Origin of the sequence: Corallococcus sp. CA054B, from assembly GCF_003611625.1 — a bacterium.
In the GTDB taxonomy this organism is placed as follows: domain Bacteria; phylum Myxococcota; class Myxococcia; order Myxococcales; family Myxococcaceae; genus Corallococcus; species Corallococcus coralloides.
This window is the reverse complement of the sequence record NZ_RAVY01000094.1, coordinates 1-14,496: the sequence shown is the minus strand read 5'-3', so window position 1 is coordinate 14,496 and position 14,496 is coordinate 1. Positions and strand designations below refer to the sequence as shown.

The following is a 14,496-nucleotide window of genomic DNA, read 5'->3' as shown; positions in this document are numbered from 1 at the left end:
GTTCCGGGGGCCTGGATCATGGCCGGCTTATTGCTTTGCCGGCCAGCATCAGAGGAGCAGACGGTGTCCCAAGCACGACGGCAGCGGTGGTTCGAGGGCTTCATCCAGGCAGCGATGTCACGCCCCTGGCAGGTGCTGCTCGCTGTCGCCCTGGTGACGGCCGCCGCGGGCTTCTTCGCCTCGCGCCTGGAGTTCCGCGGCTCGTTCGTGGAGCTCCTCCCGGAGGGTGCCCCAGAGGTCCGGGACCTGACACGCGTGTCAGAGAAGGCGGGTGGAGACGGCTACCTGGTCATCATGGCCAAGGGGGCGGCCCCGGAGGCCCTGAAGGCCTACGCCTCGGAGTTCCAGAAGCGCCTGGAGGCCCTGCCGACGGTCCGCTACGTCGAGCACCACTATGACGTAGCCTTCTTCCGCCGCCACGGCCTGCTTCTCCTGCCCACGGCGGAGGTCGCCTCGCTGCGTCAGGACCTGGAGGCCCGCGTCCGCTACGAGAAGGAGCGCGCCAGCCCCCTCTTCGTGGACCTGGAGACGGAAGCAGCGCCGCCCACCTTCGAGGAGATCGCGAAGAAGCACACCCCGGACACGACGGCGCTGCCGGAGACGCTGGCGAACAAGGAGGGCACCGAGGTCTACCTGATGATCAAGCCGTCGGGGACGGCGGGGGACCTGGAGTTCGCGCGGAACTTCGTGGCCACGGTGTTCGACGCGGGCCGCCAGCTCGCGGCGGAGAAGTACCCGGGCGTGACGCTGGAGGCGACGGGCAACTTCCAGAACCGCATCGAAGAGGACGCGGTGATGCGCCGCGACCTGTCCAACGCGGGCCTTCTGTCCGCGCTCATCGCCGTGGGGCTCATCCTGCTGGCCACCCGGCGCATCTCCGCGCTGGCGGTGGTGGGCGTGCCGGTGATGGTGGGGCTGATGCTGACGTTCGCGTTCGCGCAGGGCGCCATCGGCCACCTCAACATCGTGACGGGCTTCCTCGTCGCCATCCTCATCGGCCTGGGCATCGAGTACGGCGTCCACCTGGCCATGCGCTACTGGGAGGAGCGCGAGCAGCTGGGCGTGAAGGAAGCGCTCACGGCGGCGGTGCGCGGCACCTTCAGCGGGGCGCTCACGTCCGCGTTCACCAACGCGGCGGCGTTCTTCGTGCTGGTGCTGGCGCAGTTCCACGCCTTCCAGCAGTTCGGCCTGCTCGCGGGCGTGGGCGTGCTGATGGCGGTGCTGTCCGCGTACGCGCTGGGCCCGTCGCTGCTCGCCATCGCGGAGCGCATCCGCCCGTTCCGCCGCGATGCGACATCCGCCGTCCAGGCCTCCGCGCAGGCCTCGCCCCCGGCCTCCGCGAAGGAGTGGCGGCGCTGGCCCACGGGCGTCATCGTCGCGGTGGCGCTGTCGGTGGTGGGCTTCGCGGCGTACTCGGTGGGCATCGCGCCCCGGTTGGGCTTCGAGACCAACCTGCGCAACCTGAAGGGTGACTCGCCGGCGTCGCGGCTGGACGACCACATCACGGAGCAGATCGGCTCGCCGCTCAACCCGGCCATCCTCGCGGTGGACACGCTGGAGCAGGTCCGCGAGGTGGAGGCCGTCATCGCCCAGGTGAAGGCGAAGAACGGCGCCAACTCCGTGTTCCTGCGCACCGCGTCGTTGAGCGACCTTGTGCCCTCCGACGTGGCGGGCCACGAGGTGGAGATGGGCCGCATCCGGGCGCTCCTGGACGGGCTGCCGAAGTCCGCCCAGGAGGACCCGCGCGTGAAGGATCTGCGGGAGATGGTGGACGCGAAGCCCTACGGCCTGGACCAGCTGCCGGTGGAGGCGCGCCGCCGCTTCGAGGCGCTGGACGGCAAGGGGATGTTCCTCCTGCTCTTCCCCTCCGTGTCCAACTACGACACGCAGGACCTGCACCGCTGGGCGGGGCAGTTGGATGAGGTGGTGGCCGGGGCGAAGGCGAAGGGCATCGACCTGGCGGTGCTGGACAGCAACCGCATCGCGGCGCGCATCTTCTCGCTGGTGCGCATGGACGGGCCGTTCATCCTCTGGTCCGCGGCGGTGGTGGTGTTCCTGGTCATCCTGGCCAGCCTGCGCAGCTTCAAGCGCGCGCTGCTGGTGGCGGGCCCGCTGTTCCTGGGCATGACGTGCCTGGCGGGCGGGATGTACCTGTTCGACGTCCAGCTCAACTTCATCAACGCGGTGGTGCTGCCCAACCTGCTGGCCATCGCGGTGGACAACTCGGTGCACCTGTTCCACCGGTACGAGGAGGAGGGCCCCGGGTCGCTGGGCCGGGTGGTTCGCAACACCGGCTTCGCGGCGGTGGTGGCGACCCTGTCCAACGCGGCGGGCTACGGAGCGCTCCTCGTGGCGAACCATCAGGGCTTGCGCAGTATCGGACAGATTGCCCTACTGGGGGTCGTGAGCACCTTCCTGGGAACGACGGTGTTCTTCCCGGCGATGCTGGCGCTGTTGGAGCGGTGGAAGGGGCGGCGGTCCGCGGTGGCGCTGGAGGCGGGCGCGGTGGTGCGGAGCCTCAATCTCGGGGGGGCCGGCGAGCTGCCGGCCGAGTCGCCGGGGGAGCGCAAATCGGCGTGAGCATCTGGTCATTCAGCGAAGGCCGCGTGCGGCCTTCAGTGGCGTCGTCGGACGAAGCGCTCGTGCGCTTCCGGCAGGTGGACCTCGTCCTGATGGTGGCCTGCTCGGTGGCCGCCCTGATGTGCGTGGGCCCGGCCCGTTGGGCGCCGCACTCCGGCCGCAACGCGCTCCTCTTCCTCTTCTTCGCGCTGGGCCTGCCGGCCGTGCGCATGCTGGAGGCGCGCTTCCCGCGCCAGCCGCTCCTCGCCATCGTGGCGGACTTCTGGCTCCTGCCGGTGTCGGCGCTGGCCCACGGGTGGCTGGGGCCCATCGTGGACTGGATGAACCCGGTCCTGAAGGACGCCCAGCTCGTCGCGGTGGATCAGAAGCTGTTCGGCTTCCAGGTCTCGGTGGCGCTGGCGCACGTGATTCCGCCCTGGGCCAACGACGTGCTGATGCTCTGCTACTACGGGCACTTCATCTGGCCGCTGCTCCTGGGCATCTACCTGTACGCCCGGGGCAGGGGAGCCACGCCCGGCTTCGACGAGTACCTGCTGGGGCTGGGCCTGCTCCTGGGCTTCAACTACGCGGCGTACTCGCTGGTGCCCGCGGTGGGGCCCCGGTACTTCCTCATCGGCGCGTTCGACAGTCCGGCGACACAGGGGTGGATCCTCACGCCGCTCCTGGAGTCCATGATGCGCACGCCGGTGTACACCCGGGACTGCTTCCCGTCCGGGCACACCGGGGTGATGCTGGTGGTGCTCTTCTACGCGTTCCGGTTCGCCCGCCGCTTCTTCTGGGTGATGCTCTTCCCGGGCATGGGGCTCATCTTCGCGACGCTGGCGGGGCGGTTCCACTACGCCATCGACCTCATCTGCGCGGTGCCCCTGGTGATGGTGGTGACGGGGCTGGCGCTGGCCCTGTCCCGCTCCGCCCGGCAGCGCGCGGTGGAACAAGGCGCGCGTTCCGTGCCCGCGGACGCTATCGTCCGGCCCTGAACCGCCAGCCGGTCGCCCCGGGGTTCGGGGTGGACGTGCGCTGGCCTCCAGAGGCCTGACCCATGTCCCCCCGGCCCGTGCTCGCGCAGCGCGTCTCCCGCTTCGGCACCACCGTCTTCTCCGAGTTCAGCGCGCTGGCCCTGAAGCACCAGGCCGTGAACCTGGGGCAGGGGTTCCCGGACTTCGACGGGCCGGACGCCATCAAGGAAGCGGCGTGGAAGGCCATCCAGGGCGGCGTCAACCAGTACGCCCCTGGCACGGGCGCCAAGGACCTGCGCAACGCCATCTCCGAGCACGCGCAGCGCTTCTACGGCCACGCCGTGGACCCGGACACCATGGTCACCGTCACCAGCGGCGCGACGGAGGCCATCCTCGACGTCATCCTGGGCCTGGTGGATCCAGGCGACGAGGTGGTGGCCTTCGAGCCGTACTACGACTCGTACGACGCCAACATCGCGTTCGTGGGCGCCACGCCGCGCTACGTGCCGCTGCGCCCGCCGGACGCGGAGCACGCCACCTGGTGGTTCGACCGGGATGAAGTCCGCGCCGCCTTCGGTCCGAAGACGCGGCTGCTCATCCTCAACTCGCCGCACAACCCCACGGGCAAGGTCTTCACGCGCGAGGAGCTGGAGTTCCTGGGCAACCTCTGCGCCGAGCACGACGTGAAGGTGCTGGCGGATGAAGTCTACGAGCACATCGTCTTCGCCCCCGCGAAGCACCTCCGCGCCGCCACGGTGCCGGTGCTCGCGGACCGCACGGTGACGGTGAGCAGCGCGGGCAAGTCCTTCAGCCTGACGGGATGGAAGATCGGTTGGATCATCGCGCCGCCGCCGCTCAGGGACGCGGTGCAGCGCGCGCACCAGTTCGTCACCTTCGCCACCGCGTCGCCGTTCCAGGCGGCCATGGCCGTGGCGCTGCGGCTGCCGGACAGCTACTTCCAGGAGCTGACGGCGCTCTACACCGCCAGGCGCGAACGGCTGCTCACGGGCCTGCGCGCGGCGGGGCTCCACGCGTACTCGCCGGAGGGCAGCTACTTCATCCTCGCGGACATCCGCGGCTACGGCTTCGAGGACGACGTGGCGTTCTGCCGGCACCTGGTGACGGAGGTGGGCGTCGCGGGCATCCCGCCCAGCGTCTTCTACGGCCCGGAGCACCGGCACCTGGGACAGCGCTTCGCCCGCTTCGCCTTCTGCAAGACAGACGGCGTGCTGGACGAAGCCGTGCGCCGCCTGCGCGAGAAGCTGCCCGCCCTCAAGCGCTGACGGCCCGTGAGCGACTTCTTCGGAGAGCTGTACCTGCGCAGCACGCTGCCGTACCTCTCCGAGGCGGTGACGGCCCGGGAAGTCGAGTACCTGTCCCGGGCGTTCGCGGACGTGGAGGGCCCGGTGGTGGACCTGGGCTGCGGCCACGGCCGGCACGCGGCGCGGCTCAACACCGAGGGCGCGCTCGCCGGCAGGGTGGTGGGCCTGGAGCTGGATCCGCTGTCCCTGCGCCTGCGCCGCCCCGGCTTCCCCGTGGTGCGGGGCGACCTGCGGGCGCTGCCCTTCCAGGACGCGACCCTGGGGGGCGCCTACGCCTGGTATTCGACACTCTTCGCCTTCAGCGACGCGGAGCACGTCCAGGTGCTGCGCGAGGTGGCTCGGGCGCTCAAGCCCGGAGGTCGGTTGGTGTTCCAGACGGTCCCCTACGAGCGGCTGGCCGGAAGTCCGGGCGCGTCGTTCCGCGAGCGGTTACCGGATGGGAGTCTCCTGGAGGAGGAGAGCCGCTTCGACGCGACGCGTGGAAGGGATGTCGGGCAGCGTCAGCTCACCTTGCCGGACGGTCGCGTGCTGCGAGCGGCGTACACGCTTCGTTACTATCCTCTTGCGGAACTGAAGGGGCTGTTGGAAAGCACGGGCTTTTCGGTGCAGTGGGTGCACGGCGGCCTGGATGGCGCGCCGATGTCACCCGAGTCGACCGACCTCATCGTGGGAGCCGGGCGCCGGTGACGGAGCCCCGGACACGTCCAGTGGATCCGAAAGAGACATCGCGAACGCGGGTCGGCCTGCTGGGGCAACTGCCCCGCCGGGTCGACGTGTACGAGGTCGGCCCCCGCGACGGCCTGCAGAACGAGCTCCGCACGCTGCCCACCCGGGACAAGGCGCGGCTCATCAACGCCCTGGTCGCCGCGGGGGAGAAGCGCATCGAGGTGACGTCGTTCGTGTCACCCAAGTGGATCCCCCAGCTGGCGGACGCGGAGGAGTTGCTCAAGCTGGTGGGCCGCCGCCCCGGGGTCGTCTTCTCCGCGCTGGTGCCCAACTTGAAGGGCCTGGAGCGCGCGCAGGCGGCGGGGCTGGAGGAGGCCGCGGTGTTCATCTCCGCGTCGGAGGCCCACTCCAAGAAGAACATCAACAAGACCATCGCGGAGGCGCTGGCCGGCGCGAAGGAAGTGACGGCCGCCGCCCGCAAGGCCGGCATGCGCGTGCGCGGCTACCTGTCCACCGTGTGGGGCTGCCCCTACGAGGGCCACGTCCCGGTGGAGCGCGTGGTGGACATCTGCCGTCAGCTGGTGGACGCGGGCATCTACCAGCTGAGCCTGGGCGACACGATTGGCGTGGGCACGCCCCGGCAGACGGAAGAAATTCTGGCGGCGCTGCTCCAGCACATGCCGGTGGACACGCTGGCGCTGCACCTGCACGACACGCGAGGCACCGCGCTGGCCAACGCGCTGGTGGGCCTGTCCGCGGGCGTCACCACGTTCGACGCGAGCATCGGCGGGCTGGGCGGCTGTCCCTACGCGCCGGGCGCCGCGGGCAACCTGGCGTCGGAGGACGCGGTGTTCATGCTGCACGGCATGGGCGTGGACACCGGCATCGACCTGGACAAGCTGGTGGAGGCCGGGGAGATCGCCCAGGAGCTCATCGGCCGGAAGCTCGCGGGCAAGTACCTCCAGGCCGCGCTCGGCGAGCGGGACAAGAAGGCCACCCGCCGCGCGCAGACCTGAGCCGCACCCCTGCCGGGGACCCCTGACTCAGTGGTCCCCGAGCAGCGCCGGAAGCTTCTCCTCCAGGCCCAGGTGCTGGGCGGCGATTTGAAGCATCTTCCGCTCCTTGCGGTCGATGCGGCCGTCCACCAGGGCCATCTCCACGATGTGGCGCAGGAAGACCTCCGCCTCCGGGCTGCCGCGCGGCACCAGGCGCTCGAAGAGCTGGGGCCCGGCGTTGAGGGCCATCTCCACGTTGGCCCATGACACGCTCCAGCGCTCCGCGCACAGCTTGAGCAGGCGGCGCTCGGCGTTGGAGACGTCACCATCCGCGGCGGCGATGGACGCCATCATGTAGAGCAGCCGCTCGCGCTCCTTCACGTCCGTCACCACCCGGTCGCCGTCGTCATGGCCTTGGCCATGGCCGCCCATTTCCACGGGCGGGGGCGGGACGGTGCCGCGCTCGGCCCGGCGGGCCTCCTGGTAGCGGGCCGCGTTCCGGGACGTGCGCTGCGCGTGGTGGACGTTCCAGGACTCGAAGGGGAGGGCGGACGCGAGCACCCAGTCGCGCTCGCCGTTGCCCAGCACCGTGCCGCAGAACTCGCAGGTGTTGGCCGCGCTGTTGGTGGTGGGCGCGTTGCACTGCGGGCAGCGGTCCGTGGACATACCGGTGTCCGTGTTCGTCTTCGCGCCGTGGCGGCGCAGCAGCGTGAAGACCCAGCGCTGCGGCACCGTGGGCAGGCTTGGCGGCCTCTCGTTCACCGGGCCAACGCCCATGCGGGCGCTCCAGCGGATCTCGACCTGCGCCTCGTCGAAGGACTCCGGGTGCACCTCCAGCGCGCGCACGTCCACCGCGCCCACCGCGCACTCCAGGAAGACGCGACGGCGGCCCTGCTTTTCCAGCTGGCCCAGCTCCGCGTCCAGCTTCGTGAGGGCGTCCGCGTTGGCGACCTTGGACAGGCGCTGCGTCTCGTTGCGGCTCTGCGCGTCGATCCACTTCCAGAACAGCAGCGACGCGCGGTCCTCCAGCATCTCCAGGTTGAGCGCGGGGTCGACCTCGCGCGCCTGCATCAGGCCGTCCACCTGCTTGTGGTGGCGCACGTGCTCCACGCCCTGCGTGATTTCAGAGAGCGTCCAGTCGTAGTTACCGGAGTTCACCACCGCTTCGCAGAACTCGCAGGTGTTGGACGCGCCGCCCTTGTAGGGCGCGCCGCAGTTGGGGCACTTGCCCTGGAACAGGTCCTCGCCGATGCGCGTCTGCGCGCCGGGCTTGCGCACGAAGGTCCACACCTCCGTGAACGTCTCCGGGGCCACCTTGCTGGCGGCGGCCATGGCCTGCGCGTCCGTCTGGTTCGCGGGCACGTCCGTGTCGCGGATGCTCGCGCGCACGCGCACGTGGATGCTGTCGTACCACGCGGTCTGGTGCAGGCCGATGAGCTGCACGTCCAGCACCTTCATGTCCGCCAGCGCGTCGCGCACGCCCTGCGCCTGCATCAGCGCCAGCTGCACGTTGAAGCGCTGCCACGTCGCGTCCGACAGGAAGGGGCGCACCGGCGTCATGTCCCGGCGGAACCACGACTTCTGCAGCTCGATGAAGAGCCAGCGCACCTTCTCCAGCGTGGGCTCCAGCTCGAAGGACGGGTCCTTGAGCTTCAGCGCGTTCACCCAGCCCTGTACGTCACGGCCGGACACCTCCGTGCGCACTTCCGCTTCGCGCTGATCCAACGCGCGCTGGGTGGTGGCGGTGGGGTGCAGGTTGCGCTTGTAGAACCAGTACGCGACGCCGCCGATGATCAGCAGCGGGACGGTCACCTTCGGGTAGTGGAAGAGAAGGCGGATCAGGTCGAAGAGCAGCCAGATGGGCAGGCCGTCGCCGCCACCGCCGTTCCCGCGGTCGCGGCTGGACGTGTAGTGCTCGCCTCCGCCGCCGCGCGCCAGGGCCACGAGCGGCAGGGCGAGCACGAGCAGGGCGGACACGGTGAGCAGGCCGGGCAGCCACCGCCACGGGCGTTTCGCTGTTGAGCACGAAGGCATGGGCAGGATCCTATCCGTTTACGGCTTGCCAGACTGGGGAACAGGTTTCAGGCTGCGCGCCATTCACGCGGGTCGCCCAGCGCGACCCGTCACGGGGAGCGAAGATGCCGGAGTTCAAGGTCGAGGCCCGAGGGGCCATCGAGATCTGGACCATCGACGGGGAGAGCCGCCGCAACGCCATCAGCCGCGCGATGCACCAGGAGCTGGACGCGCTCGTGTCCCGCGTGTCCTCTGGCCGCGCCGTGCGCGCCGTCATCCTCACCGGCGCGGGCGACAAGGCCTTCTGCGCGGGCGCGGACCTCAAGGAACGCACCACCATGTCCGAAGACGAGGTGCGCGCCTTCCTCAACGGCCTGCGCGTCACCCTGCGCTCCATTGAAAAGAGCGACTGCGTCTTCATCGCCGCCATCAACGGCGCGGCCTTCGGCGGCGGCACGGAGCTGGCCCTGGCGTGCGACCTGCGCGTCGCTTCCCCCGCCACGGAGATGGGCCTCACGGAAGTGAAGCTGGGAATCATCCCCGGCGGCGGCGGTACCCAGCGGCTTGCGCGGCTCATCGGCCCCGGGCGCGCCAAGGACCTCATCCTCACCGCCCGGCGCGTGAACGCGGCGGAGGCCTTCAGCATCGGCCTGGTGAACCGGCTGGCTCCGGAAGGGCACCTCCTGGAGGTCGCCTTCCAGCTCGCGGAGGCCGTGGTGGAGAACGCCCCCGTGGCCGTGGCCACCGCCAAGCACGCCATCGACGAGGGCACCGGCCTGGAGCTGGACGACGCGCTGGCGCTGGAGCTCAAGAAGTACGAGGAGGTGCTCAAGACGGAGGACCGGCTGGAAGGGCTCCGCGCGTTCGCGGAGAAGCGTCCCCCTGTCTATAAAGGCCGCTGAGGCCCCCGAAAGCGACAGGGGCGGCAGGCCCGCGGTTGCCCGCGGACCTTGCTGCCCCTGCTTGCACCGCTCACCTCAGCTTCAGGCGCTCGCGGTCTTCTCGCCGCCGATGTTCACGCCCTGCTTGTTGATGTAGCCCATCGCCTTGTCCTTGACGGTGGTGCGCAGCTCCGTGCCGCGGCTCGGGGCCATCAGCAGCGCCACGATGCTGCCCGCGGCGGCGCCCAGCAGGAACGCCCCCAGGCCGCCCATGCCCGCGCGCGCCGGCTTGTACGTCGTCAATCCCACATAGCGCAGTGCGTCGTCCGGGTCGAAGTTGTCCCAGGACTTCCGGGCCACCTTGCCGGCCTTGTCCGCGTAGTCAGGCAGCTGGTCGAGCAGCTGGTGCGCCAGGAACTGACGGTACAGCTTGCTCTTGGCCAAAGCCTTCGCCTGCCACGTCGCCTTCTTCGCTCTGAACATGGGTCCCTCCTGGGCCGGATGCGGTTCACGGGGCGGTTCGTGGCCCGCCTGGGTGCACACCCCCCGTGCAACATGAAGGTAGGCAGGGAAGCCCCAAGCGAAACCCCCCCGAAGCGCTCCGCCGTGGCCTCATGCGTCGTCCGCTGGACGGCACGCCCGGTGCTTCGGCTGGCAAGAAGGCAGCCAGGCCAGGGGTTTCTTGGTATGGGACGACGGCCATGTCCTCAGATCAGAAACTGCTCGAGAAGCTCTCCCAGGTGGAGAAGGGCGGCGCGCCCAAGTACCACGCGAAGAACGCGGAGACGGGCAAGCTCTTCGCGCGCGAGCGCATCCGGTTGCTCGTGGACGCGGACTCCTTCGTGGAGGACGGAAAGCTCGCCAACAACCTGGACCCGGAGCTGCCCTCCGACGGCGTCATCACCGGGGTCGCGCGCATCGACGGGCGCGCGGTGGCCATCATGGCCAACGACTCCACGGTGAAGGCGGGCAGCTGGGGCGCGCGCACGGTGGAGAAGATCCTCCGCATCCAGGAGACGGCGAAGGCGCTGCGCTGCCCGCTGCTCTATCTGGTGGACAGCGCGGGCGCGCGCATCACGGACCAGGTGGAGATGTTCCCCGGCCGACGGGGCGCGGGCCGCATCTTCTACAACGAGGTCCACCTGTCGGGCTTCGTCCCGCAGATCTGCCTGCTCTTCGGCCCGTCCGCCGCGGGTGGCGCGTACATCCCCGCGTTCTGCGACCTGGTCATCATGGTGGAGGGCAACGCCTCCATGTACCTGGGCAGCCCCCGCATGGCGGAGATGGTCATCGGCGAGAAGGTCACCCTGGAGGAGATGGGGGGCGCGAAGATGCACTGCTCCGTGTCCGGCGTGGGTGACGTGCTGGTGAAGACCGAACAGGAAGCCATCGCCGCGGCGAAGCGGTACCTGGCCTTCTTCCCGGAGAACTTCTCCAAGGCCCCGCCCCAGGTGGAGCTGAAGGCGCCCAAGCACAGCGGCAAGCGCGTGGACGAGATCGTCCCGCCGGATCAGAACAAGCCGTTCGACATGCACGCCCTCATCACGGAGCTCATCGACGAGGGCAGCTGGTTCGAGGTGAAGAAGCTCTTCGCGCAGGAGCTGATCACCGGCTTGGCGCGCATTGGCGGCCGTCCGGTGGGCATCGTCGCGAACCAGCCCAAGTACAAGGGCGGCGTGCTGTTCGTGGACAGCGCGGACAAGGCGGCCCGGTTCATCTGGCTGTGTGACGCGTTCAACATCCCGCTCCTGTACCTGGCGGACGTGCCGGGCTTCATGATCGGCACCAAGGTGGAGCGCGCGGGCATCATCCGCGCGGGCGCGAAGATGATCTCCGCGGTGTCGGAGGCCAGCGTGCCGCGCATCTGCGTGGTGGTGCGCAAGGCGTACGGCGCCGGCCTCTACGCCATGAGCGGGCCCGGGTTCGCCCCGGAGGCCACGCTGGCGCTGCCCCAGGCGATGATCGCCGTGATGGGCCCGGAGGCGGCGGTGAACGCCGTCTACTTCAACAAGATTCAAGAGCTGCCGGAGGCCGAGCGGCCAGCCTTCGTCCAGAAGCTCCGCGACGAGTACAAGCAGGACGTGGACATCTTCAAGCTGGCCAGCGAGCTCATCATCGACGCCGTGGTCCCCGGCGACTCCCTGCGCGGGGAATTGATGCAGCGTTATTCGCTTTATGCGGACCGGTTCCAGCCCCGTGCGGAGAAGAAGCACGGCGTCCACCCCGTCTGAAGTTCCCCCACCCGCATTCACGCTCTAGATTCCGCACCCGACCATGGACTTCGAACTTCCTGAAAGCCACCGCGCCCTGCAGGCCTCCCTCCGTGAATTCTGCGAACGCCGCGTGAAGCCGTACGCGCGTGAGTGGGACAAGGACGAGAAGTTCCCCATGGAGGTGGTGAAGGAGCTGGGGCAGCTGGGCGTGCTGGGCATGCTCGTCTCCGAGGAGTACGGCGGAGCGGCCATGGACTCGCTCGCCGTGGCGGTGGCCGTGGAGGAGATCGCCCGCTACGACGGCTCGCTCGCGCTCACGGTGGCCAGCCACAACGGCCTGGGCACCAGCCACGTGCGCGTGTTCGGCAACAAGGCGCAGCACCAGCGCTACCTGCCCAAGCTCGCCTCCGGTGAGTGGCTGGGCGCGTGGGGCCTCACCGAGCCGGGATCCGGTTCGGACGCGTCCGGCATGCGCACCACCGCCGTGAAGAAGGGCAACAAGTGGGTGCTCAACGGCGCGAAGATGTTCATCACCCAGGGCACCGTGGGTGACGTGTTCGTGGTCCTGGCGCTCACGTCGCCGGAGAAGCGCCAGAAGGGCATCACCGCCTTCGTGCTGGAGAAGGGCCTCCCCGGCTTCAGCCAGCGCGCCATCCACGGCAAGCTGGGCATGCGCTCGTCGGACACGGCCGAGCTCATCCTGGAGAACGTGGAGGTCGGTGACGACGCCATCGTGGGCGAGGTCGACCGCGGCTTCATCGACACGCTCAAGATCCTCGACAAGGGCCGCATCACCATCGGCGCGCTGTCGGTGGGCCTCTTGCGCGGGGCGCTGGAGGAGTCGATCGCGTACTCCAAGGACCGCACCGCGTTCGGCCAGCCCATTGGCGAGTTCCAGGGCCTGCGCTGGATGATGGCGGACATGAAGACGGAGCTGGAGGCGGCGCGCCTCCTGGTGCACCGCGCAGCGCGGCTCGCGGACGCGGGGCAGCCGTACTCGGAGGAGGCCTCCATGGCGAAGCTGTTCGCGTCGGAGGCGGCCATGCGCGGGTGCAACAAGGCCGTGCAGATCCACGGCGGCTACGGCTACACGCGCGAGTTCCCCGTGGAGCGCTACCTGCGCGACGCCAAGCTCTGCGAGATTGGCGAAGGCACGAGCGAGATCCAGCGGACCATCATCGCCCGCGAGACCTTCAAAGGCGCGTAATGGATACCGCTCGGCTGCGAGAGCTGGGGCTCCAGGTCCGTGAGGAGCCGTCCGGCGTCGAAGTGGTGCTGGATCTGGAAGCCGCGTCCCTGGTGAATCCCATCACCAAGGACTTCATCACCGAGATCACCTTCCAGGTGATGGGGGACCGGCTCATCCCCATCTCTCCGCCAGCCGTGGTGGGCATGACGCCCATCCTCCTCTCCGCCATCGACGCGGCGGAGGAGATGCAGGCGCTCCTGCTGGACACCTTCAGCGACCACGTCTTCCACCTGCAGCGCCGCTCGGAGGAGCTGCAGCTCCTGGGCCTGCCCGCGGACGTGGATCCGCAGTCGCTGGTGCTGTCCACGGACGTGAAGGAGGGCCAGCTCGCGGTGAAGCTGGTGGCGGACCGGCAGGGCAACTTCCGCATCGCCCAGGCCATCCGCGGACGCGAGGAGCTGGCCACCGCCGCCGGGCACGTCATCGAGCTGTCCGAGTTCCGCGAGAAGGCCGCGCTGACGGGCTACCTGTCCGCGCTGCTCGGCGAGCCCGTGGCGCGTGCGCCGCAGGCGGCGTCGGGCGCGGAGCCGGTGCGCTTCGTGGAGATCGTGGAGAAGTTCGGACCGCAGTCGCTGGTGCCGCCGCGCAGCAGCCTGGAGCTGCTCGCGCAGCTGCAGGTGGAGGGCAAGGCCTACCGCTTCGCGGCCGCGCGCATCGCCGGGCGCACCTTCCGGGGCCTCTTGGCGGGCACCCAGGGCAAGGTGTGGGCGGGCCGCTTCGAACTGGATGAGTTCCCCGGCGTCGTGCAACTGGTGGCGGACCTGTTGAAGGTCGCTCCCGAGGCCGTGCGACTCGTGGGCCCGGACGCACCCCAGGAGTGAGCCGCGTGGAGAAGATGACCCTGGTGGAGCGGGTGCAGGCCCTGGAGGCGCGCCTGGGCGTGCAGTTCTCCAAGCGCGACCTGGCCCTGGAGGCGCTGACGCACAAGACGTACGTCAACGAGAACCGCGACCAGAACCTCAAGGACAACCAGCGCCTGGAGTTCCTGGGCGACGCCGTGGTGGACCTGGCCGTGAGCCACCGGCTGATGGACCGCTGCCCCGGCGTCCCCGAGGGCGAGCTCACCAAGATGCGCGCCCGCATCGTCCACGAGGAGGGCCTGGCCCGCGTGGCCCGGAGCCTGCGCCTGGGCGAGCTGCTCCTGCTGGGCCGGGGCGAGTCCCAGTCTGGAGGCCGCGACAAGAACTCGCTGCTCGCGGACGCGATGGAGGCGGTGCTCGGCGCCGTCTACCTGAGCGGCGGCCTGGAGCCGGCGCTGGCCCTGGTGGACCGCATCTTCGGGGAGCTGGTGGAGGAGGTGGCCTCCGGCGCGGGCCGCCTGGACTACAAGACGCTCCTCCAGGAGCTGGCCCACGAGAAGCTCAAGCTGTCGCCGCGCTACCGCGTGGTGGCGGAGACGGGCCCGGAGCACGCCAAGGTGTTCGAGGTGGAGGTGTGTATCGGGGAGTCCGTGTACGCCCGCGCCACCGGCCGGAACAAGAAGGAGGCCGAGCAGGCGGCCGCGCGCACCACGCTGGAGCGCCTGAAGGCGGAGGTGGCTGTCGTGGCATCCCCGGCTGTCGTGGCACCCGTCCCGGGAGGTCCTTCCCCGGACGACCCTCCGGCGTGAAAGCCCTTGGAG

General features: G+C 69.9%; 12 protein-coding genes. 10 read left to right on the top strand and 2 right to left on the bottom strand.

The window, feature by feature from the left end:
• Nucleotides 1–114 precede the first annotated feature (114 nt).
• The 5 genes from D7V80_RS22520 to D7V80_RS22500 all read left to right on the top strand — a co-directional run bounded on the left by D7V80_RS22520 (nucleotide 115) and on the right by D7V80_RS22500 (nucleotide 6,540).
• The gene (locus tag D7V80_RS22520) at nucleotides 115–2,580 is read left to right on the top strand and encodes an RND family transporter (protein WP_120590102.1); all 2,466 of its coding nucleotides are present in this window, start codon (nucleotides 115–117) and stop codon (nucleotides 2,578–2,580) included.
• Nucleotides 2,577–3,557, top strand: a complete 981-nt coding sequence (locus tag D7V80_RS22515; RefSeq protein WP_199738795.1) for a phosphatase PAP2 family protein — start codon at nucleotides 2,577–2,579, stop codon at nucleotides 3,555–3,557. The genes D7V80_RS22520 and D7V80_RS22515 overlap by 4 nt, the downstream gene beginning before the upstream one ends.
• Nucleotides 3,558–3,619: 62 nt before the next feature.
• Nucleotides 3,620–4,819 carry an aminotransferase class I/II-fold pyridoxal phosphate-dependent enzyme gene (locus D7V80_RS22510; protein ID WP_120590101.1) on the top strand — a complete coding sequence of 400 codons (1,200 nt, stop codon included), beginning with the start codon at nucleotides 3,620–3,622 and terminating at the stop codon, nucleotides 4,817–4,819.
• Nucleotides 4,820–4,825: 6 nt separating this feature from the next.
• Nucleotides 4,826–5,545, top strand: a complete 720-nt coding sequence (locus D7V80_RS22505; RefSeq protein WP_120567937.1) for a class I SAM-dependent methyltransferase — start codon at nucleotides 4,826–4,828, stop codon at nucleotides 5,543–5,545.
• Between the two features lie 20 nt (nucleotides 5,546–5,565).
• The gene (locus D7V80_RS22500) at nucleotides 5,566–6,540 is read left to right on the top strand and encodes a hydroxymethylglutaryl-CoA lyase (protein ID WP_043321614.1); all 975 of its coding nucleotides are present in this window, start codon (nucleotides 5,566–5,568) and stop codon (nucleotides 6,538–6,540) included.
• A gap of 27 nt (nucleotides 6,541–6,567) precedes the next feature.
• Here the strand turns inward: D7V80_RS22500 and D7V80_RS22495 are convergent, their stop codons facing one another.
• Complete coding sequence (locus D7V80_RS22495; protein ID WP_120590100.1) at nucleotides 6,568–8,553, bottom strand: TIM44-like domain-containing protein; 1,986 nt, start codon at nucleotides 8,551–8,553, stop codon at nucleotides 6,568–6,570.
• 104 nt (nucleotides 8,554–8,657) lie between these two features.
• Here D7V80_RS22495 and D7V80_RS22490 point away from each other — a divergent pair, with 104 nt between their 5' ends.
• Nucleotides 8,658–9,434, top strand: coding sequence for an enoyl-CoA hydratase-related protein (locus D7V80_RS22490; RefSeq protein ID WP_014397059.1), 777 nt, complete (start codon nucleotides 8,658–8,660; stop codon nucleotides 9,432–9,434).
• Between the two features lie 81 nt (nucleotides 9,435–9,515).
• On the opposite strand, the gene D7V80_RS22485 is transcribed toward D7V80_RS22490, so the two are convergent.
• Nucleotides 9,516–9,896, bottom strand: coding sequence for a YtxH domain-containing protein (locus tag D7V80_RS22485; protein WP_014397058.1), 381 nt, complete (start codon nucleotides 9,894–9,896; stop codon nucleotides 9,516–9,518).
• Between the two features lie 218 nt (nucleotides 9,897–10,114).
• Here D7V80_RS22485 and D7V80_RS22480 point away from each other — a divergent pair, with 218 nt between their 5' ends.
• Genes D7V80_RS22480 through rnc form a run of 4 tightly spaced genes read left to right on the top strand, consistent with a single transcriptional unit; the run spans nucleotide 10,115 to nucleotide 14,484 of the window.
• Nucleotides 10,115–11,644 (top strand): acyl-CoA carboxylase subunit beta, encoded by a 1,530-nt coding sequence (locus D7V80_RS22480; protein WP_120590099.1) that lies wholly within the window; start codon nucleotides 10,115–10,117, stop codon nucleotides 11,642–11,644.
• Between the two features lie 43 nt (nucleotides 11,645–11,687).
• On the top strand, nucleotides 11,688–12,833 hold the full coding sequence (locus D7V80_RS22475; protein ID WP_120590098.1) for an acyl-CoA dehydrogenase family protein: 1,146 nt from the start codon (nucleotides 11,688–11,690) through the stop codon (nucleotides 12,831–12,833).
• Nucleotides 12,833–13,696, top strand: a complete 864-nt coding sequence (locus D7V80_RS22470) for a hypothetical protein (protein WP_120590097.1) — start codon at nucleotides 12,833–12,835, stop codon at nucleotides 13,694–13,696. Before D7V80_RS22475 ends, D7V80_RS22470 begins: the two co-directional genes overlap by 1 nt.
• 14 nt (nucleotides 13,697–13,710) lie before the next feature.
• Nucleotides 13,711–14,484: a ribonuclease III gene (gene rnc, locus D7V80_RS22465; RefSeq protein WP_199738797.1), complete on the top strand. Its 774-nt coding sequence runs from the start codon at nucleotides 13,711–13,713 to the stop codon at nucleotides 14,482–14,484.
• Nucleotides 14,485–14,496 lie beyond the last annotated feature (12 nt).